Source organism: Streptomyces sp. NPDC101227 (assembly GCF_044767545.1).
GTDB lineage: Bacteria > Actinomycetota > Actinomycetes > Streptomycetales > Streptomycetaceae > Streptomyces.
Map to the genome: position 1 here is coordinate 39,382 of NZ_JBIWOD010000002.1, position 18,901 is coordinate 58,282.

At 71.2% G+C, this 18,901-nt stretch carries 15 protein-coding genes and 1 pseudogene; 3 read left to right on the forward strand and 13 right to left on the reverse strand.

Annotation, left to right across the window (positions count from 1 at the left end):
- Positions 1-27: 27 nt before the first annotated feature.
- From ACIRPT_RS04095 to ACIRPT_RS04105, 3 genes are all read right to left on the reverse strand, one after another.
- Entirely contained in the window at positions 28-486 is a 459-nt protein-coding gene (locus ACIRPT_RS04095) for a Rieske (2Fe-2S) protein (RefSeq protein ID WP_403821898.1), read from the reverse strand.
- Between the two features lie 103 nt (positions 487-589).
- Complete coding sequence (locus ACIRPT_RS04100) at positions 590-2,653, reverse strand: prolyl oligopeptidase family serine peptidase (RefSeq protein WP_403823345.1); 2,064 nt, start codon at positions 2,651-2,653, stop codon at positions 590-592.
- Positions 2,654-3,004: 351 nt separating this feature from the next.
- Positions 3,005-3,637 carry a flavodoxin family protein gene (locus ACIRPT_RS04105; RefSeq protein ID WP_403821901.1) on the reverse strand — a complete coding sequence of 211 codons (633 nt, stop codon included), beginning with the start codon at positions 3,635-3,637 and terminating at the stop codon, positions 3,005-3,007.
- Between the two features lie 171 nt (positions 3,638-3,808).
- Here ACIRPT_RS04105 and ACIRPT_RS04110 point away from each other — a divergent pair, with 171 nt between their 5' ends.
- Positions 3,809-4,153 carry a MerR family transcriptional regulator gene (locus ACIRPT_RS04110; protein ID WP_403821904.1) on the forward strand — a complete coding sequence of 115 codons (345 nt, stop codon included), beginning with the start codon at positions 3,809-3,811 and terminating at the stop codon, positions 4,151-4,153.
- Positions 4,154-4,208: 55 nt separating this feature from the next.
- On the opposite strand, the gene ACIRPT_RS04115 is transcribed toward ACIRPT_RS04110, so the two are convergent.
- A complete protein-coding gene (locus tag ACIRPT_RS04115; RefSeq protein ID WP_403821907.1) occupies positions 4,209-5,099 on the reverse strand; it encodes a LysR substrate-binding domain-containing protein in 891 nt (296 codons plus the stop codon).
- An 8-nt stretch (positions 5,100-5,107) separates the two neighbouring features.
- Positions 5,108-5,638, reverse strand: a complete 531-nt coding sequence (locus ACIRPT_RS04120) for a GNAT family N-acetyltransferase (protein WP_403821910.1) — start codon at positions 5,636-5,638, stop codon at positions 5,108-5,110.
- A gap of 278 nt (positions 5,639-5,916) precedes the next feature.
- On the opposite strand from ACIRPT_RS04120, the gene ACIRPT_RS04125 reads away from it, so the two are divergent.
- Positions 5,917-6,945, forward strand: a complete 1,029-nt coding sequence (locus tag ACIRPT_RS04125) for a LysR family transcriptional regulator (protein WP_403821913.1) — start codon at positions 5,917-5,919, stop codon at positions 6,943-6,945.
- Here the strand turns inward: ACIRPT_RS04125 and ACIRPT_RS04130 are convergent.
- Positions 6,893-7,579 (reverse strand): DUF899 family protein, encoded by a 687-nt coding sequence (locus tag ACIRPT_RS04130; protein ID WP_403821916.1) that lies wholly within the window; start codon positions 7,577-7,579, stop codon positions 6,893-6,895. The genes ACIRPT_RS04125 and ACIRPT_RS04130 overlap by 53 nt on opposite strands.
- A 162-nt stretch (positions 7,580-7,741) precedes the next feature.
- Complete coding sequence (locus tag ACIRPT_RS04135; RefSeq protein ID WP_403821919.1) at positions 7,742-10,192, reverse strand: SpoIIE family protein phosphatase; 2,451 nt, start codon at positions 10,190-10,192, stop codon at positions 7,742-7,744.
- 513 nt (positions 10,193-10,705) lie between these two features.
- On the opposite strand from ACIRPT_RS04135, the pseudogene ACIRPT_RS04140 reads away from it, so the two are divergent.
- Positions 10,706-11,900 (forward strand): annotated as a pseudogene (locus ACIRPT_RS04140) (RNA-guided endonuclease InsQ/TnpB family protein); the annotation flags it as partial.
- 63 nt (positions 11,901-11,963) lie between these two features.
- Here ACIRPT_RS04140 and ACIRPT_RS04145 read toward each other — a convergent pair.
- Genes ACIRPT_RS04145 through ACIRPT_RS04170 form a run of 6 tightly spaced genes read right to left on the reverse strand, consistent with a single transcriptional unit; the run spans position 11,964 to position 18,762 of the window.
- Complete coding sequence (locus tag ACIRPT_RS04145) at positions 11,964-13,397, reverse strand: aminobutyraldehyde dehydrogenase (protein WP_403821922.1); 1,434 nt, start codon at positions 13,395-13,397, stop codon at positions 11,964-11,966.
- A complete protein-coding gene (locus ACIRPT_RS04150; RefSeq protein ID WP_403821925.1) occupies positions 13,390-14,703 on the reverse strand; it encodes a flavin monoamine oxidase family protein in 1,314 nt (437 codons plus the stop codon). Before ACIRPT_RS04150 ends, ACIRPT_RS04145 begins: the two co-directional genes overlap by 8 nt.
- 48 nt (positions 14,704-14,751) lie before the next feature.
- On the reverse strand, positions 14,752-15,873 hold the full coding sequence (locus ACIRPT_RS04155) for an ABC transporter ATP-binding protein (protein WP_403821928.1): 1,122 nt from the start codon (positions 15,871-15,873) through the stop codon (positions 14,752-14,754).
- 3 nt (positions 15,874-15,876) lie between these two features.
- Positions 15,877-16,722 (reverse strand): ABC transporter permease, encoded by an 846-nt coding sequence (locus tag ACIRPT_RS04160; RefSeq protein WP_403821931.1) that lies wholly within the window; start codon positions 16,720-16,722, stop codon positions 15,877-15,879.
- Positions 16,719-17,627, reverse strand: coding sequence for an ABC transporter permease (locus ACIRPT_RS04165; protein WP_403821935.1), 909 nt, complete (start codon positions 17,625-17,627; stop codon positions 16,719-16,721). Before ACIRPT_RS04165 ends, ACIRPT_RS04160 begins: the two co-directional genes overlap by 4 nt.
- A gap of 1 nt (position 17,628) precedes the next feature.
- Complete coding sequence (locus ACIRPT_RS04170) at positions 17,629-18,762, reverse strand: spermidine/putrescine ABC transporter substrate-binding protein (RefSeq protein ID WP_403821938.1); 1,134 nt, start codon at positions 18,760-18,762, stop codon at positions 17,629-17,631.
- Positions 18,763-18,901 lie beyond the last annotated feature (139 nt).

An 18,901-nucleotide genomic window follows, 5' to 3' on the forward strand; every position in this document is an offset into this window, starting at 1 on the left:
CCGGCGGGCGTCCGGGTGGCCGTGCCGTCAGCCGAGGGTCACCGAGCCGCCCTCGACCTTCGCCTTGGCCGTCGACAGGCCCGTGGTGGCGGGACCGTGCTTGACGCTGCCGTCGGCGATGTCGAACTTGCTGCCGTGGCACAGGCAGTTGATGGTGCCGCCGGTGATCTCGCCGACGAGGCAGCCGGCGTGCGGGCAGACCGCGGAGAACGCCTTGAACTCGCCGTCCTTCGGCTGGGTCACCACCACTTGCTCGGCCTTGAAGATCTTGCCGCCGCCTTTGGGGATCTCTGACGCCTTCGCAAGGGTGGCCCCCGCTTCGGACGAGTTGCCGGTGCCGCACGCCGCCAGGGCCGCGGTCAGCCCGGCCGCGCCGGCCGCCGCGACGACGGTCCGCCGCGAGGGCCCGCCCGCTCGCCCCGATGCCGTGTGGGTCGATGCCGCCCGCTCCGATATCGCCGGGTCCGCCGATGCCTCTCGAGCCATGTCCGCCTCCGATGTCCGGTGGGTTCGCCAGGGGTTTGGGTTTCTGCGTTCCACACGGGCATACGGGCGGGCCGCCGCCCCCGTTCAATCCCCGCTCAAACCCTTATCCCGCGCTCAAACCCTCGCCCCCGCCCGATCCCCGGCCCGTTCGCAGCGCCTCGAGCAGGAAATCGCGCTGGAAGCGGAGCAGGTTCTCGTTGACCGCGTCGTCGGTGGGCGAGTGGGTGGCCCCGGGCAGCGGCAGCACCGTGTGCGGCTTGCCCGCAGCGAGCAGCTCCGCCGAGAAGCGCAGCGTGTGCGCGGCCGCGACGTTGTCGTCGGCGAGCCCGTGGACGAGCAGCAGCGGGCGGCACAGCCGGTGGCCGTGGCCGGTCAGGGAGGAGCGCGCGTAGTTTTCCGGGTGCGTGTCCGGGTGGCCCAGGAACCGTTCCTTCCAGTGGGTGTCGTACAGCCGCATGTCGGTGGGTGGGGCGCCGGCCACCGCCGCGTGGAAGACGTCGGGCCGGTGCAGCACGGCCGCCGCCGCCAGGAACCCGCCGAACGACCACCCGCGGATCGCCACCCGCGCCAGATCCAGGTCGCCGAACCGCTCCCCGGCGGCCAGCAGCCCGTCCACCTGGTCCTCGAGGGCCGGCGTGAGCTGGTCGCCGTGCACGGCCTTCTCCCAGGCGGGGCCCCGTCCCGGCGTCCCGCGGCCGTCGATCACCAGGACCGCGAACCCCTGCTCCGCGAACCACTGCGACACACACGCGGGCCAGCCGCGGTCGCGCCCCACCATCTGCATGCCCGGGCCCCCGTACGGGTCGAGCAGAACCGGCAGCCGCCCGGTGCCCTCCGTGTGCCATGACGGGAGGTAGAGGGCGCCGCGCAGCTTGCGTTCGCCGAGCGAGAGCGGGAGCGGCCGCGGGGTGACCAGCGGTTCCTCCGCGAGCGAGGCGAGGGCGGCCACGGGCGCGTACCCGCCGGCCTCGCCGCGTACGACCGTCACCTCGGCGCCCCACGGCCCGGCCCCCGCCAGGACGACCGTGCCGGCCCGCCCCGCGCCCCCGTACCTGCCGGGGTCCCGGCTCAGCCGGTGGACGCCGTGGCCGGGCTCGTAGCGCCACACATGGGTCTCGGTCGGGTCCTCGCTCGCCGTGAACAGCACCCGCTCGCCCTCGACGCCAAGGACGGCGCGCAGTTGCAGCCCGGCGGGCGTGACGCGGTGGCCGCCGACGGTCAGATACCGGGTGTCGTCCGTGTCCTCCGGCAGCACCAGGGCGCCCGAGGCGGTACGCGCCGGCGTGCCGGCCACGAGCTCCACCCATGCGGGATCGGTCCGCTCGTGGAGCACCGCGGTGGCGCCGGTCGCCGGATCGACCGCGAGGGTGCGCAGGGTGCGCTGGTCACGGCTCTGTACGGCGATGAAGGGACCGTGCGCGTCCCAGCCCGCGTCGACGAGGTACTCGTACGCCTTCCGGTCCCAGGTCACGTCCACCCGCTCCCCGTCCAGCGACACCAGCTGCAAGGTCACTTCCGCATTCGCGGTGCCCGCCGCCGGGTAGCGGATGACCTGCGGGGGCTTCGCCGGGTTCGCCGGATCGCTGAGGTAACGCCGCTCCATGGGGGAGGTGTCGACCCGGGCCACCAGGAGGCGGCGGCTGTCCGGCGCCCACCAGTAGCCGCGCGACCGGCCCATCGACTCGGCGGCCGTGTATTCGGCGAGCCCGTAGCCGACTTCCGCCCCCTCGCTGCGGGCCAGTTGCCGGTCGGCGCCGTCCAGGCCGACGACATGCAGGGACCGACGGCTGACGTAGGCGATGACCCGCCCGTCGGGGGAGGGGCGGGGGTCGACCACCGGACCGGCCGCGGGTACGGAAAACGGCGCGCCGCCGTCCGTACGCACCGCCCACAGCGCCCCGGACAGCGCGAACGCCACCAGCTGCGCGGCGCCGTCGGCGGCATACGCCACCACCCCCACGGAACGCTCCCGCGCCCGCTCCCGCCGCAGCCGTTCCTCCTCGGGCACCACCTCCGACCCGGTCCCCACCAGGAGCGCCGGGTCGGCCAGCACCCGCTCCGTGCCGTCCTCGTACTGCCACAGCCGACCGACCGGGTCGGTGCCCGACCCCGTCCGTACGAAGAGCACCCGCCGTCCGTCGGGGGAGACGGTGAACTGCCGCGGCACCCCGAGCGAGAAGCGGCGGGTGCGCGCGAACTGCCCGGGAAAGTCCGCCGAGTTCGACCTCTTACCATCCGGCGTGTCGTCCCAAGTGTCGTCCGCCGTGCCATGCAATGCGTCGTGCGATGTGCCATGCGATGCGTCGTGCGATGCCTCGTCCAAGGCGCTGTCCTCCAGAGTGCCGTCGTGTGGAGTTCGTGATCCTCCAAGGCTGTATAGGCACAAGTCGACGCAGCGCGAAAGGGCATCCTCCGCGGAGAACGGCAATGACGTGAGGTCCTCGTGACGCCCAGGCCGTGGCACAGGGGCGATGCGCAGCGTGGCCCGCCGCTCCCCGACCCCGCCGAGTCGCGTCGGCTACCGCTCCCCGGCTCCTTCCTCGTAGGGGAACCGGGCGAGCGGGGCCGCACGCTGGAAGAAGGTCTTGGCGCGGATCGCCGCCCGCTCGTCGGCCCGCACCTGGCCCGGCCGGGAACCGTTGCCGAACAGCACCCCGCCGAATCGCATCCGCAGATACGCCGCCGAGTTGTTCAGGGTGGTCACCAGCCCGTCACCGACTGCCTCGTCACGGTCCGCCATGACGGTCACGCCCCACAGGGTCCGCCCCGCCATCCGCTCCTTGAAGTCCGAGCCGGGGGCGGTCAGCCAGCCCGACCAGTAGTCGAGGTAGCGCTTGGTCCCCGCGGAGAGGGTGTACCAGTACAAGGGCGAGGCGAGCACGATGTCGGTGGCTTCCACAGTGGCCCGGCGCAGCGTCTCCTCGCTCTCCCCGCCCGGCAAGGCGTCGGTCTCGTGCCGTCCGTCCTGGAAGTCCGGCAACGGCAGCGCGGACAGGTCCACCCAGCGCTGCGGTATCTCCGCGGGCAACTGCTCGGCGGCGGCCCGCGCGAGGATCTCGGTGTTGCCGTCGGGGCGGGAGCTGCCCAGGACGAAGAGGAACGAGCGGTCGGTCGCCGCCCGGCCGTCACGTGGGACAACAAACGAGGTCATGTGTCACTCCAGCAGTACGAATTCGGGTGGATCCCCGAGCGGTCCTCCGAGTAGCACTCCGAGCGGTCCTCCGGGCAACCATCCGAGCGGCCCGGCGCGGAATGCCTGCTCATGGCGCGACGTTAAGCCTTCACATCAATGAGAAGGTCAACATCGGAGGGGACGGGTCACATGCTGATCGGGGAGTTGTCCCGGCGTACCGGGGTCAGCCCGCGGTTGCTGCGCTACTACGAGGAGCAGGGGCTGCTTGACGCCATGCGTGGACCGAACGGCTACCGCGCATACGACGAGGACTCGGTGGTCACCGTGCGCAAGATCCGCGCCCTGCTGGCCGCGGGCCTGTCCACCGAGGTGATCCGTTCCGTGCTGCCGTGCGCCCGGGGCGACCGGCCGGAGTTCGACTGGTGCGCGGAGCTGCGGGCCCTCCTGGACCGGGAGCTGGCGGCCACGGACAAGCGCATCGACGATCTCCAACGCACCCGCAGCACCCTCGCCGGCTATCTGGCACAGTCCTGAGCCGGGCCGCCGGGCTGCCGATCCGCCGGGTTTTCGGAGGCGGGGGCGGAGGCGGTCAGTCCGCTCCGTCGCCGTCACCGCAGGCGTCCAGGAGCGCGGTCAGCCGGCGGGACGGCGGATCCGGGCGCACGGCCAGGAAGGTCCGTACGGCGGGAGCGGGTTCGGTGAACGGCCGGAAGGCGATGCGGGGTGCCGGCTGAATCCATGCCTGGACCGCGTAGTAGACCGCCCAGCTCGGTCTGCCGGAGGCGATGGCGGCGAGGGTGTCCTGGTCGGTGGTGAACGAGGGGCCCATGACGGGCTCGAATCCGGCCGCCCGGCAGGCGCCCACGACGGCATCGAACAGGTGCGGATTGGCTTCCCGGGACGCGATGCGCAGGGGCATCTCGGCCAGGTCGGCGAGGGCGACTTCCCGCTGCGCGGCCAGGGGGTGCCGCGCGGGCAGGGCGGCGACCAGGACGTCGCGCCACAACGGGAGCAGCTCCAGACCCGGGCTGTGGGCGACGCCGCGTAGGAAGGCGGCGTCCAGTTCTCCGTCGCGGACCTGCCGCAGCCGGCTCGCCGCGGGCGCGCTGATCAGTTCGACCATGAGCCGGGGAGCCCGTTCGGCCAGCGCCGCCAACACGGCGTCCAGGCGGGTGCCCAGCCCGACGGCGGTGCCCAGCCGCAGGGCCGATTCCCGGTCGGTCCGCAGAACGGACATCGACTCGGCCGCCGCGCGCTCGGCCTCCAGGATGGCGCGGGCGTGCGGCAGAAAGGCCCGGCCCGCCGCGGTCAGCGCCACGGTACGCGTGGTGCGGTCGAAGAGCTCCAGCCCGAACTCGCGCTCCAGCCGCCGGATCTGCTGGCTGACGGTCGGCTGGACGATGTGGAGCCGCTCGGCGGCGCGCCCGAAGTGCAGTTCCTCGGCCACGCTCACGAAATAACGCACCTGACGCAGTTCCACGGGCCGCGTCAGCCGACCCGCCGGGCCAGCACCTGTCCCGGCCAGTCCTGGGCCAGGAAACGGTCGGTGGGAAGGAAACCGTTGCGCTCGTAGAACGCGACCAGTTCGCCCCCGCCGCCCGCCCAGCAGTCGACCCGCAGCAGTTCCGCGCCGGCCCGCCGGGTCTCTTCGGCGGCATGGGCCAGCAGCGCCGCCCCGATGCCGCGACCGGCGTACCGTCGGTCGGAGACCAGCAGCCGGACGTACCGCTCGGGTTCCTCGGCCGGCGCGATCGGCATCTGCGGGCTGGGCCCGCGGTCCAGCACCAGCGCTCCGACGGCGCTTCCGTCCAACTCCGCGATGTACGGGGCGTTTTCGGTCGTGTACCGCTCGACCCGCGCCACCCCGCCGGGCTTCTGTGAATACGGTGTCGTGCCCCACTGCTCGGTGTTGCCGCGTGCGTTCATCCAGGCCACCGCGGAGTCGAGCATGTTCAGAATGGCCGGTGCGTCGGCCAGGCTGCCCGATCTGATCCGTATGCCATGCGTGGTGTCGTTCACGGCGGAAGCTTAGGCGCTGGTGGATGGATCACGGGCGGAGTCGTCATCAAGTAATGGCTCTGCGGCCGCCTGGCCGCCACGCTCGGCATATCCGGCGCGTCCGAGCAGCAGAATCAACTTATCGTTGTGTGGAGACGGTACGCGAGCATTCAGTATCGGGCACGTACCGGGCACGTACCGGGCACGTACCGGGCATGTACCGGGAACAAGCAGCTACCTCTCGCCCAACAGCAACAAACAAACCCACAACCCATGGCTGTGTGCATAGAATCGCCGGCATGGATCTCAACGCCGTGCGCACCTTCATCGCTGCTGCGGATACCGGCCAGTTCCAGGAGGCCGCGGCCGAGCTGTCGATCACCCAGCAGGCCGTCTCCAAGCGCATCGCCGTGCTGGAGAAGGACCTGGGAGTGAAGCTCTTCACCCGCGCGGCGCGTGGCGCCCGGCTCACGATCGACGGGCAGGCGTTCCTGCCTTACGCCCGGGCTCTCCTCCAGGCCGAGGAGCGGGCGGCCGCTTCCGTGCGTCCCGGCCGCAGGGCGTTGCGCGTCGATGTGATCGGCCGACGGGTCTCGGTGGCAGGTCTGCTGCGCGACTTCCATCGCGCGCACCCGGAGACCGATCTCGATGTGGTGACCCTCTTCGATGCCGACACGGCCATCGCCGCCGTCCGGTCCGGGACGATCGACGCCACCTTCCGCGCCGTCATCGTGCCCGGACGGCAGCTCCCCGACGGCATCGAGGCCACTCCGGTCTTCGACGAGCCCCTTCAGCTGTTCACGGGACCGGCCCATGAGTTCGCGGCCGCCCGCTCGGTCGCCCTCGCCCAGCTCGCCGGGCGCCGTATCTGGATGCCCGGCAACGTCCCCGGAACCGAGTGGGCCGCGTACTACGACGACCTGGCCGCCGCGTTCGGGCTGACCATCGACTCGGTCGGCCCCAACTTCGGCATCGAGCCGCTCCTCGACACGATCGCGGACTCCTCGACGCTGGCCACCTTCGTCAGCGAACAGACCCCCCTCGTCTGGCCCGATGGCCACGACCTCCGCCGCATCCCCCTGCGTGACCCGATCCCGGTCTACCCGCACTCACTGATCTGGCGCACCGACAACCCGCACCCGGCCCTCACCGCGCTGCGCGAGCACCTCACTTCCGCCTACTCCGGCCGCAGCGAAGAGGAGGAGACCTGGACGCCGGAGTGGGCTCGGCGCGGCACACCGGCGGGTGAGCGCGGGGGTGGCACCAGGGGCCGCGTCAGGACGGATAGCCGACCGAGGGGAACCAGTCGTCGCGGCCTCGGCGGGTGAGATCGAGGATGTGCCACACCGGGCTGAGCAGATCGATGCCTCGCTGCTCGATGTCGTCGGACAGCCGCGGGTGCCCCGAGTAGAGGTGGCGCGCCGACCCGTTGCCGTCGCGGGTGAACACCGAGACCGTCGAGTCCTGGTTGCCCTCGGCGTCCTCGCTGCCGAGGTCGTATTTGAAGCTGCTGGACCCGGCGCTGAGCAGGCGCAGATGCGTCCAGTTCCGGCTGCGGGCGTACGCGCGGAGCACGGGCAGATCGGCCGCGGCGACGATCGCGAAATCGACGTTCTGCGTCACGTGCTGAGCGATGCCGTCGAACCCGTCGATCCACATCGTGCACATGGGGCACGGCTGGGTCTGCCGCTTGCCGTACATGAAGTGGTAGATGACCAGGTCGCGTCCGGGCCGGGTGAACAGTTCGCTCAGCCGGACGGTCGTCACCGGCGCGTCGCCGGCCTCCAGGTCAGCGGGGCCTTCCGCGAACTCGTAGTCGTCGATCACGGGGCCCAGCGGCAGCCGGCGGCGCAGGTCGGCGACGCGTTCACGGTGGCGCATCAGCTCGATCTCGGCCTGCCGCAGCTCCTCGCGGGCGCCGAGGTAGTCGGCCGACTCCCCGGTGAGATGGGTTTGACGCATCACTACCTCCCGGACGATGACCGGCGTAGCCGTCGCCTGATGGCCGCCATCTGGCTCCGGTCTCCATTGTCTGCTGGCCCGCGGGGGCTCGCCAGGCGGCGGCGCGACGAGGCCGTTCCGAGTCCGAGCAGGTCAGGGCCGGTGTGGGCCCCGGTGGTGAGATCACCGCGGGTGAAGCACCGGGTCTCCCTCGGGCAGGGGCTGCTCGGCCCAGATGGTCTTGCCGCGGGTGTGGTAACGGGTGCCCCAGAGCTGCGCGAACTGCGCGACCATGAACAGCCCGCGACCTCCCTCGTCGGTGTCCTGGGCGCGGCGGATATGGGGCGAGGTGCTGCTGCCGTCGGTGACCTCGCAGATCAGGCTGCGGTCGCGGATCAGCCGTAGCCGGATCGGCGGGGCGCCGTAGCGAATGGCGTTGGTGACCAGCTCGCTGACCATGAGTTCCGTGGTGAACTCCAGGTCCCCCAGGCCCCATTCGGCGAGCTTCTGCGTGGTGAGCCGCCGTGCCGCGCTCACCGTCTCGGGCTCCGCCGCGAGCTCCCAGGTGATGTGCCGGTCCGGATCCAGGCCGCGTACCCGCGCCACGAGCAGGGCCACGTCGTCCTGCGGTCGGGGCGACGGAAGGTGGCGGATCACCGCGTCGCAGACGCCGTCGAGCCGGGGCGAGGCAGTGAGCCGGGGATCGGACAGGGCCTCGCGGAGCCAGGCGGGGGCGGGCTCGGCGCTCCGGTCCTGCGGGCTCGCCAGGCCGTCGGCGTAGAGGATGAGCAGATCCCCGTCGGTCACGGTCGCCTCGCCGCACTCGAAGGTCGCTCCGCCGCGACCGAGAGGGGGACCGCCGGGCAGATCGAGGAACCGGACCGACCCGTCCGCCGCGGCCCGCGCGGGGGGCGGATGGCCCGCGCGGGCCATGGCGCATCGCCGGGTGAGGGGGTCGAAGACCGCGTACAGGCACGTCGAGCCGGCCGCCCCGCCCGCGCGGCCTTCACCATGCTCGGCCTGGAACCGGTTGACCTGGTCATCGAGGTGGATGAGCAATTCCTCGGGCGAGAGATCGAGATCCGAGAGGGTGCGTACCGCCGTGCGCAACCGCCCCATGGTCACCGCCGAATGCAGACCGTGCCCCGGCACGTCACCCACCACCAGCGCCACCCGCGCGCCCGACAGCGGGATCACGTCGAACCAGGCGCCTCCGAGCACCGTACTGCCACTCGCCGGCAGATAGCGCGACGCCGCCTCCACGGCGCCGAGCAGGGGCATCCGCTGTGGCAGCAGACTGCGTTGCAGGGCCAGCGCCGTCGTCCGTTCCCGCGTGTACCGCCTGGCGTTGTCGATGCACACGGCGGCACGTGCCACGAGATCCTCGGCGAGGAGCACATCGTCCAGCTCGAAGGCGTGCTCGCCCCGGGAGCGCATGAAGACCGCCGCACCCAGCGCGGCACCCCGCGCGAACATCGGCACCAGCAGCCACGAATGGACCCCGTACTCGCGCGTCGCCGCGGCCCGGCGGGGATCGACCGCGGAGAGTTCGGCAAGCACCTCCTCACCTGTCAGCAGCAGGGGTTCACCGCCGGCCAAGGCCTGGTGGAACAGGGAAGCCGGACCGCAAGCGAAGGGGTCGGTCTCGCCCGTGCCGACCGTCTTCACCGGGTCCTCGGGGATGCGTGACGTTGCCGCACGCCGCAGTGGCAGCTCCACGGGGATCGGTCCGGAGACGGGTTCCTCGCCTCCCAACACGGGTTCCAGCAGGTCGACGTAGGCATGGTCGGCGAACGGCGGCACGACCGTATCGGTGAGTTCCTGCGCCGTGTGCAGGACATCGAGGGTGCTGCCGATCTTCGCGCTCGCGTCGTTGAGCAGCGTCAGCCGCTCCCGGGCCCGGACCCGGTCGGTGATCTCGAACACGATGTGCGCCAGTCCGATCGTCTCTCCGGCGCCGCTGCGCAGCGGAACGATCGTCTCGGAGAAGGCCTGGTACCGCTCCGGGGCGCCGAGAGGATGGGTGCGCACTTCGGTGGCCACCAGCGCCTCTCCGGTATCCAGGACCTGGCGTTGGCGGGCATCGAACGTTTCCATGTCCATGATTCCGGCCGGTGCCACATCGCGCATGGTACGGCCGACGAAATCATGGTCCGCGAAATTCTTCAATCGGCGGGCGTTCTGCGCGATGAAGTGCAATTGGGTGTCGAATACGTCGATGTGGAAAGGTGATTCGGTGAACAGGCCCCGCAGGAGCGCGCGGCCGAGGCTCTGCCGGCGCACGTCGGCGGCGTGCTCCGCCCGGATCAGCCAGCAGGGCTCGCCGCCGGCGGGCTCGAGCAGATGGGCCCACATGCCCACGTCGACCCGGCTGCCGTCCCGGTGACGCAGGGCCGCCTGCCCGATGAAGGGGGTCTCCGTCGCCCGGCATCGCGCGACCAGACGGGCGCCGTCGGCGCGTTCGTACAGCAGCTCGCGTATGTGTCGCCCCCGGATTTCGTCCGCGAGATAGCCGAGCAGGCGCTGGGCGCCGGCGCTCCAGCTCGCCAGCACACCCCGTTGGTCGACAGTGGCGTACGCCTCGCCGCCCGGCTCAGGGAGATCGCCGAGGGTGTCGAACCTGGCATCGTGCATGCGTGGCACCCATTCCGCGAATCGCTCCACCCGGCTCCACGGCGCCGGCCATATTCCGGAGAAATCTGCTGCATTCCAAAGAATAATTCCAAAGAAGGCAGCATTCCTGAAAATTCCGCGGCCGCGAAAAGGCCTGCGCCGTTCGCCGGGTCGAGTATTCCTCGCACACCGCGTGGGTCGATCCGGAATGCAATTCTATCTCTGGGGCATGCACCCTGCCGGTCCGCGAGCGGGGCTGAAAGGGATGCGGCCGGCGGCATGCCCATGTCGGCCCGTGCCTCCGGCCCCCGGGCTCCGCCGCGGCTCACAGGGTTCCCTCCGAGGGTGCCCCGGCCGTCAAGCCGGGGGTGGGGGTGCCTCCCGCTTGCGGGGGCGAATCGGACTCGTGCGGAGCAGGGCAGGGGAAGGTCAATCGATACCAGGGCGATTGGTCGTCCACCACGGGACGGGGTGAGCAAGCCCGCTTGGATTAAGACGTCTCAACTGTCAGTCCTCCCCGATAGGTTCGGGTTCATGACGACGGACGCGACGAGGGACGGGGATGCCCGGCATGCCCGGTACACGTACCGTCTTCGCGTGTCCGCCGGTGCGCGGGCCGCGCTCGAAGCGGAGTGGGACCGGTGCCGCTGGATCTGGAATGAGTCCGTCGCGAAGTCGAGGGCGGTGCATGCGCACAACCGGGCGACGGGCGAGAAGGTGACCTGTGGCCCGGCCCAGCTCGACAAGATGCTGACCCAGGCGCGGCGCGTGACGCCGTGGCTGCGCGTGGGGTCCTCGGTCCCGCAGCAGCAGGTCGTACGTGACTTCGCCAAGTCCCGGAGCAAGGCTTTGAAGGACATCAAGGCCCGGTTGCCGATGCGGCAGCGTGCTGGGATGCCGAGGTACAAGAAGAAGCGCGAGGCGCTGCCGAGCTTGAACTACACCCAGCGCGGGTTCCGCCTCAGGGACGGCCGCCTGCACCTGGCGAGCGGGATCGTGGCACGGCCGGTGTGGTCGCGTGAGCTGCCGCAGGCTCCGTCCAGTGTGCGCGTGTACCGGGATGCGGTCGGTCACTGGTGGGCGTCCTTCGTCGTCGCGACGACCACCGAGCACCTGCCCGAAACCGGCCGGGTGATCGGCATCGACTGGGGCGTCAAGGAGACCGCCACCACCACGAGCGATACCCACGACCTTCCCCACCTGCAACACGGCCGCACGGCCGCGCAGAAACTCGCCCGCTACCAGCGCATGATGGCCCGGCGCCGACCGGCCAAGGGGCAGGCCGGATCGAAGGGATACCGCGAGGCGAAGCGGCAGACCGCCAAGCTGCATCGGAAGGTGGCCCGGCAGCGGCAGGACACCGGCCGCAAATGGGCCAAGAAGGTCGTGCGCGACCACGACGTCCTGGCGGTGGAGGGCTTCCGCCCGAAGTTCCTGGCGAAGTCCACGATGGCCCGCAAGGCGGCGGACGCCGCGATCGGCGCCACCAAGAAGGCCCTGGTCGATATGGCCCGCAAGCACGGGCGCATCGTGCACCTGGTGAACCCCGCGCACACCACGATGGACTGTGCGCAGTGCGGAGCGAAAACCAAGCACGCACTACCTCTTTCCGAAAGGGCGTATGCCTGCACCGCGTGCGGAGCCGTCTCGCCCAGGGACAAGAACTCCGCCCGCGTGATGCTGATCCGGGCCGGTCTTCAACCCGGCTGGTGCTGATCGTGCAAGACCTGTGAGCCCGCCGGGCCGCAGGCGACGTGAGCCAGGAATCCCCCTCCTGCAGGAGGGGGAGGAGTCAAAGCATGACGTGCTTGACCTGCGTGTAGTCCAGCAGGCCCGCCAGCGACAGATCGCTGCCGTAACCCGAGTGCTTGACCCCGCCGTGCGGCATCTCCGACACGGTGGTGCCGTGGGTGTTCACCCAGACGATCCCGGTGTGCAGGGCCCGGGTGGCCCGCAGGGCGCGGTCATGGGTGCCGGTCCACACGCTTGCCGCGAGACCGAAGCGCACCCCGTTGGCCAGCCGCAGGGCCTCCGCCTCGTCGGTGAAGCGCTGCACCGTGACGACCGGTCCGAAGATCTCCTCCTGCACGATCTCGTCGTCCTGCCGTACCCCCGCGACCACGGTGGGGGAGTGGAACCATCCCCGCCGCCCCGTCGTTGTACCGCCCGTCACCACCTCCGCATGGGCTGGCAGGCGACTCAACAGGCCTGCCACGGAGGCGAGTTGGGCGCGGCTGTTGAGCGGGCCGTAGTCCGCCGGCGGGCCGCCGGGCGGCCCGGTCCGGAGCGAACGGGCGCAGGAGGCGAAGGCGGCCACGAAGGCGTCGTGCACGCGGTGGTGCACCAGCAGCCGGGTGGGCGCGGTGCAGTCCTGGCCGGCGTTGTAGTACGCGACGGCGGCGAGTTCGGCCGCGGTGGCCGCCACATCCACGTCGTCATGGATGATCACCGGGGCGTTGCCGCCCAGTTCCAGATGCACGCGTTTGAGGTCACCGGCCGCCGCGGCGGCGATCTCCCGGCCGGCCCGGACGCTGCCGGTGACGGCGATGAGCCGGGGCACCGGGTGCGCCGTCAGGGAACGCCCGGTGTCGCGGTCCCCGCAGACCACGTTCAGCACGCCGGGCGGCAAGTGCTCCGCCGCGATCCGGGCCAGCAGTACGGCGGACGAGGGGGTGGTGTCGGCCGGTTTGAGGACGCTGGTGTTGCCCGCCGCGAGGGCGGGAGCGACCTTCCACGAGGCCATCATCAGCGGATAGTTCCAGGGGGTGATGCCCGCGCAGACGCCGACCGGTTCGCGCCGCAGCAGCGACGTGCGGCCCTCCGTGTACTCCGCGGCGGCCGCTCCCGGCAGATTGCGCGCCGCCCCCGCGAAGTAGCGGAAGGTGTCGGCGATCGCGGGCAGTTCGTCCTCCCGGAACCGCTCCGGGGGCTTGCCGGTGTCGGCGACCTCGGCGGCCACCAGGGCATCGGCGTGTTCCTCCAGCGCATCGGCGACCCGCAGGAGCGCCCGCTGCCGCTGCGCGGGAGTGGTCAGCGACCAGCGGGCGAAGGCCGTCTCCGCCGCGGTGCAGGCGGCGTCGGTGTCGGATGCGCCGGAGCGCGGGGCGCTGCCGTGCACCTCACCGGTGGCGGGGTCGATCAGTTCCATCGTCGCGCCGGAGGCCGCCGGGCGGTCCTTCCCCGCGATGTGGTTGAGCAAGGGAGCGGGTGCGTCGGTCTCAGCCATGGCGCAGCACCTCCTGCGCCGCCGCCCGGCCGGTGCGTACCGCGCCCTCCATGTAGCCGGCGACCCACTGGTCGGATCCGCAGACGTAGAAGGGCGGTTCATGGGTGCCGTGCAGCGGGCCGACCGCCATCACGTCCCCGGGGTTCCACTGGGTGACATAGCCCTGGGTCCAGGGATCGGTGCCCCACAGCCGCAGATACGACGTGAACGGCTCGAGGGCCTCGTCACCGTAGAGCCGGGCCACGTCGCGCAGCAGCTCGCGGTCGCGGACCGCCTCGGGCATGCCCAGGAGCACGCCGTAGCGTTCGGGCGGTATCAGCGCGGACAGGACGCCCTCGCTCTGCGGCCAGGTGCTGCCGAGCACGCCCTCGCACTCGGAGAGGCCGTTGAGGCCCAGGCCGCGCCAGAAGGGCTTGTCGTAGGCGGCCGCGAACTTCGCCGCGACGGCCTGGCGCTGACGGTGCAACGAGGCGAGCCGCGCGGCGGAGACCCCAGTGACGGCGACCGAACGCAGCGGGCCGACCGGCAGGGCGCTGACCACGGCGCCGGCCGTCACCGTCTCCCCGTCCCGCAGCCGCACCCGGCAGCCTTCCGGAGCCACCGCGACCTGCTCGGCCGGCGCCCCGAGCCGGATCCGTCGGCCCAGCTCGGCGGCCATGCGCAGGGCCACGGTCGCCGAGCCCTCGGCCACCCGCAGGCCCTCCCAGTCCTCGTAGGCGTAGGCGTCGTCACCGGGTACGGCGGCGTGTTTGCGCAGCGCGGCGAGCAGCGAGGTGCGTTCGCACGAGCCGTCGGCGAGGGCGAGTTGGCCGATTTCCCACAGCCGTACGACGGCCGGGCTCGCCCCTTCGGAGCGCAGCCAGTCGCCGACCGACGTCCGGTCGAGGGTCTCGGCGTGCGGGTGCGACCAGGGATCCTGGGGATCGACGGTCCTAGCCAGCGCGACGAACGCGTCGGTCACCCGCCGGTGTCCTGCGTCGTCGCCGGGGCCGAACCAGTGCGGAGGGTCGCCGGCCGAGATGCCCTCCGCGGTGGCCCGTACCATCCGGCCGGGCTCGGCCACATAGCTGGGGACGAGGCTCAGCCCGAGCTCGGCGACCAGCGCGAGATAGGCGTGATGGGCCCGGCCGACCACCTCTCCGCCGAGCTGGACCAGCCGGCCGCCGGGCAGCACGGCCTGCTCGACGCGTCCGCCGACCCGGTCACGGGCTTCGAGGACGAGGACGTCGGCGCCGGCCGCGCGCAGGTCCCGCGCCGCGGCGAGACCGGCGAGGCCGGCGCCGAGCACGATGACGTCGTGGTTCATGGGGGAGCGTTCCTTTGCTGTCGGTGGGCGGCTGCGGGCGGGCGGACGTCAGTCCAGGACCAGGCAGTGCTCGGGCCGCCAGCCGATCTCCACGCTCTCGCCACCGCTCCAGCGGTCCTCCATGCGCGAGCGGTCGGTGTTCTGCTCCAGCACGGACACCGTGACGCCGGGGGCGAGTTCGATCAGGTAAGTGGTGGTGGGGCCGGAGTAGACGGTCTCCCGGACCACGCCGCGTACCAGGGCCATGTCCGGTTCGAAGTCGGAGAGCCAGATCTTCTCGGGCCGGATCGACAGGCTGACGCCGCTGCCGTCGGCGATCCCGCTCCGCTTCCCGACCGGCAGCGCGGGCCCGCAGTCCAGGACGACCTCGCCGGCGCGGTAGGTGCCCGGGACGAGGTTCGAGGTGCCCATGAAGGAGGCGACGAAGCGGCTCGCGGGCCGCTCGTAGACGTCCTCCGGCGTCCCGCACTGCTCGACCCGGCCCTCGTTCATCACCGCTACCCGGTCCGACATGGTCAGCGCCTCGTCCTGGTCGTGGGTGACGAAGACGAAGGTGATGCCGACCTCGCGCTGGATCTGCTTGAGCTCGACCTGCATCCGCCGCCGCAGCTTGAGGTCGAGCGCGGCCAGCGGCTCGTCGAGCAACAAGACCTGAGGGCGGTTGACCAGGGCGCGCGCCAGCGCCACCCGCTGGCGCTGGCCCCCGGAGAGGGTGCGCGGCCTGCGGTCACCCAGGCCGCCGAGCTGCACCCGCTCCAGCATGGCGGCGACCCGCTCCCGGATCTCGGTCCGGCCCACGCCCTTGCGCTTGAGACCGAAGGCCACGTTGTCGGCCACCGAGAGGTGGTCGAAGAGGGCGTAACTCTGGAAGACCGTATTGACGTTGCGCTTGTCCGGCGGCAGCGCGGTCACATCCGCACCGTTGAGCAGCACGGACCCGGAGGTGGGGTCGGTGAATCCGCCGATCATCCGCAGCGAGGTGGTCTTGCCGCAGCCGGACGGTCCCAGCAGGGAGAAGAACTCACCGGGTGCGATGTCCAGGGAGAGGTCCTGCACCGCGCAGGAGGCGCCGTAGCTCTTGCTGATGTGGTCGAGCCGGACGGCGGGCCGGGCGTCGGCGGGGGCCGCGCCGGGGGAGGGGGCGAGGGAGGGGGAGTTCGAAGAGGCCATGGGTCACTTCCCGGAGAGCAGATCGAGGCCACCGCGGCGGCCGAACAGCCGCGGTATGGCCAGGGCGAGGCCGACGAGGCCGATGGAGCCGGCCAGCATCAGCGTTCCGACCGCGTTGATGGTGGGCTGCACACCGAACCGGATCGCCGAGTAGATACGGACGGACAGCGGCTGGGGGTCCACGCCGGTGGTGAAGTAGGCGAGGACGAAGTCGTCGAAGACCAGGGCGAAGACGAGGATCGCGGCGGCCAGGATGCTGGGGAGCAGCGCGGGCAGGGTGACCAGCCGCAGCGCCTGCCAGCGGGTGGCGCCCAAGTCCATCGCGGCCTCCTCGACCTCCGGGTTGAGGGCGGCGATCCGCGAACGCAGGATCACCGTCACATAGGAGATGGAGAAGGTGATCTCGGCGAGCATCACCGTGCCGGAGGAGAGGGTGATGCCCAGGCCCTTGAAGAGCAGCATCGCGGCGACACCGGTGACGATCTCCGGGGTGATCAGCGGTACGAGCATGATCAGGCCGGCCAGCGACCCGAGCCGGGTGCGGCAGCGCACCAGGCCCAGGGCCAGCGCCACCCCGAGCACCACCGACCCCGCCATGGCCACCAGGGAGACCCGCAGGCTCATGCCGAGCGAGTCGATCAGGACGTTGTCGTGGAAGAAGGCCGAGTACCAGCGGAAGCTGAAGCCCTTGAGGACGGTGAGGGACTTCTGGGCGTTGAAGGAGAAGAGAACGACGACGCCGATGGGCAGGTAGAGGAGGAGGAAGAAGACGGCGGTGACGGCCAGGGCGGCGCGGGGCCTGCGGTCGGTGCCGCGGCGGCGCCGCCGGTGCGGCGGGCGGAGCCTCATCGAGTGGCCTCCGCTTCGTCCTTGCGGGTCCGGCGCAGATAGCCGAGCATCCCGATGAAGAGGACCGCCATCATCAGCATGGTCAGGGCGGAGCCCAGCGGCCAGTTCTGGCCTTGGAAGAACTTGTCCTGGATCAGGTTGCCGATCATGATCTGGTCCGGGCCTCCCATCAGTTGTGCACTCACGAAGTCACCCATGGCGGGCAGGAAGACCAGCACCGCGCCCGCGGCCGCGCCCTGCCGGGTGGCCGGGAGGGTGACGAAGACGAAGGTGCGCAGCGGCCCTCCGTAGAGATCGCGGCCCGCTTCGATCAGCGAGAGATCCATGCGTTCCAGCGCCGCATAGAGCGGGATGATCATGAAGACGATGAAGCCGTAGACGAGTCCCGCGATGACGCCGACGCCGCTTTGCAGGATCTTGGTGTGGCCGTCGGCCAGCCCGGCCGCGCGCAGCACTTTCAGTACTGGGCCGCCGTCCGAGAGGACCACCGACCAGCCGTACATCCGCACCAGGTAGTTGGCGAAGAACGGCACGACGATCGCGGCGATCAGGAGATTCTTGAACCGCCCGCCGTGCAGGGCGATGAAGTAGGCGACCGGGTACGCCACGACCAGGCACACCACGCAGGCGATCAGGGCGAATCCCAGCGAGCGCAGCAGCACGATGCGGTACGCGGGGTCGGCCAGTGCCCGGATGTTGTCGAGGTCGAACCCGAACCGCGGGTTGCCGAGGGGGTCGGTGGTGCCCAGCGCCAGGGTGGCCACCAGGACCAGCGAGGCGATGAGGAATCCGGTCATCCAGAGGGTGCCCGGGAGCATGAGCCAGGTCCACAGCCGGGTGCCGGACGCGGCGCGCCGGTGCGGCGCTCGGAGTGCCCCGGAGGGAGAGGGGGTGCGTTGTGCCATGTCAGCCGGCTTTCACGTGGGTCCAGGCGGTGTCGCGGGCCCGCTCGCCCTTCGAGGAGGCGTTGCGGAAGAACAGTTCGGCCTTGAGGTCGCCGGGGGCGACCAGGCACTGGGGGAACGGCTTCACGATCGCGGCGTAGACGTCCTCGCTGCCGCGGACCGGCATGGGGTAGCCGATGTAGCGGATGTTCCGCCGGACGTTCTCCGGCCGGAGCATGTAGTCGATGAAGAGCATCGCCGTACCGGGGTGCCGGGCGTTGGCGGGGATGGCGTAGCAGTCCGAGTTGATCGGCGCGCCCTCCCGGGCGACCTCGAAGCCGAGGACGGACGGGTCCTTGGCCTGCCCGAGCATCGCGGCCATGTCCCCGCTCCAGGCCTGGGTCATCACCGCGTTGCCGTTGAGCAGGTTGTTGTAGCTGTCACTGGAGAAGCCGCGCAGCCGGGGGCGCAGGCTTTGCAGCGTCCTGGTGATCCTCGCGAGGTCGTGTGCGTCGGAGGTGCCGAGGTCCAGGCCGAGCTTCAGCGCGGCCATCCCGAGCACCTCGTCGCGGTCGTCGAGGACGAAGACCTTGCCCTTGGCCCGGGGGTTCCACAGGTCGTCCCACGAGTCGCTCAGATCGTCCCCGATCCGGTCCTTGCGCCAGCCGATGCCCGTTTTGTACATGGTGAACGGGACGGTGTGGGCGGAGTGGCGGTCGTACCAGGGGTCCGCGAAGTAGCGGTAGTGGCCGAACACCGCGTCGGCGTGCGTGAGCCGGTCGTGGTGGATGCGGCGCAGCCGGCGGCCGGCGGTCAGCCGCTGGGCCCATTTCGCGGTGGGGAAGATGATGTCGTAGCGGTTTCCGGCGTTCAGCTTGGCGACCATGCCCTCCATCGAGTCGAAGTTCGACTGGATGACCTTGACGCCGTACTCCTTCTCGAAACCGTCGAAGACGGCGGGCGCGACGAAGTCCGCCCAGTTGAAATACACCAGGTCGCCGTCGACCTTGACGTCGATCGGCCGGTCCGGGTCGCCGAAGGCGTTGCGGCCCTCCGGCATGAAGCCGCAGCCGGCGAGGCCGAGGCCGAGGGCCGCGGCGGCGCCCGAGCGCACGAACGCGCGCCGGGAGGGGGGTGGGGATTCCTCGGGGGACATCGGTGTCCTCTCCGTAGGGGATGAGCGCTGCTTCAGGGCGCGGTCACGGATGCACGAAGGCCCTGCCCTCCGTGCAGACCGGTCGGCCGTGGCGCGTGGGGCGGCGCGCCGAGGGGGACGGCTCGTACGGCTGCCTCGA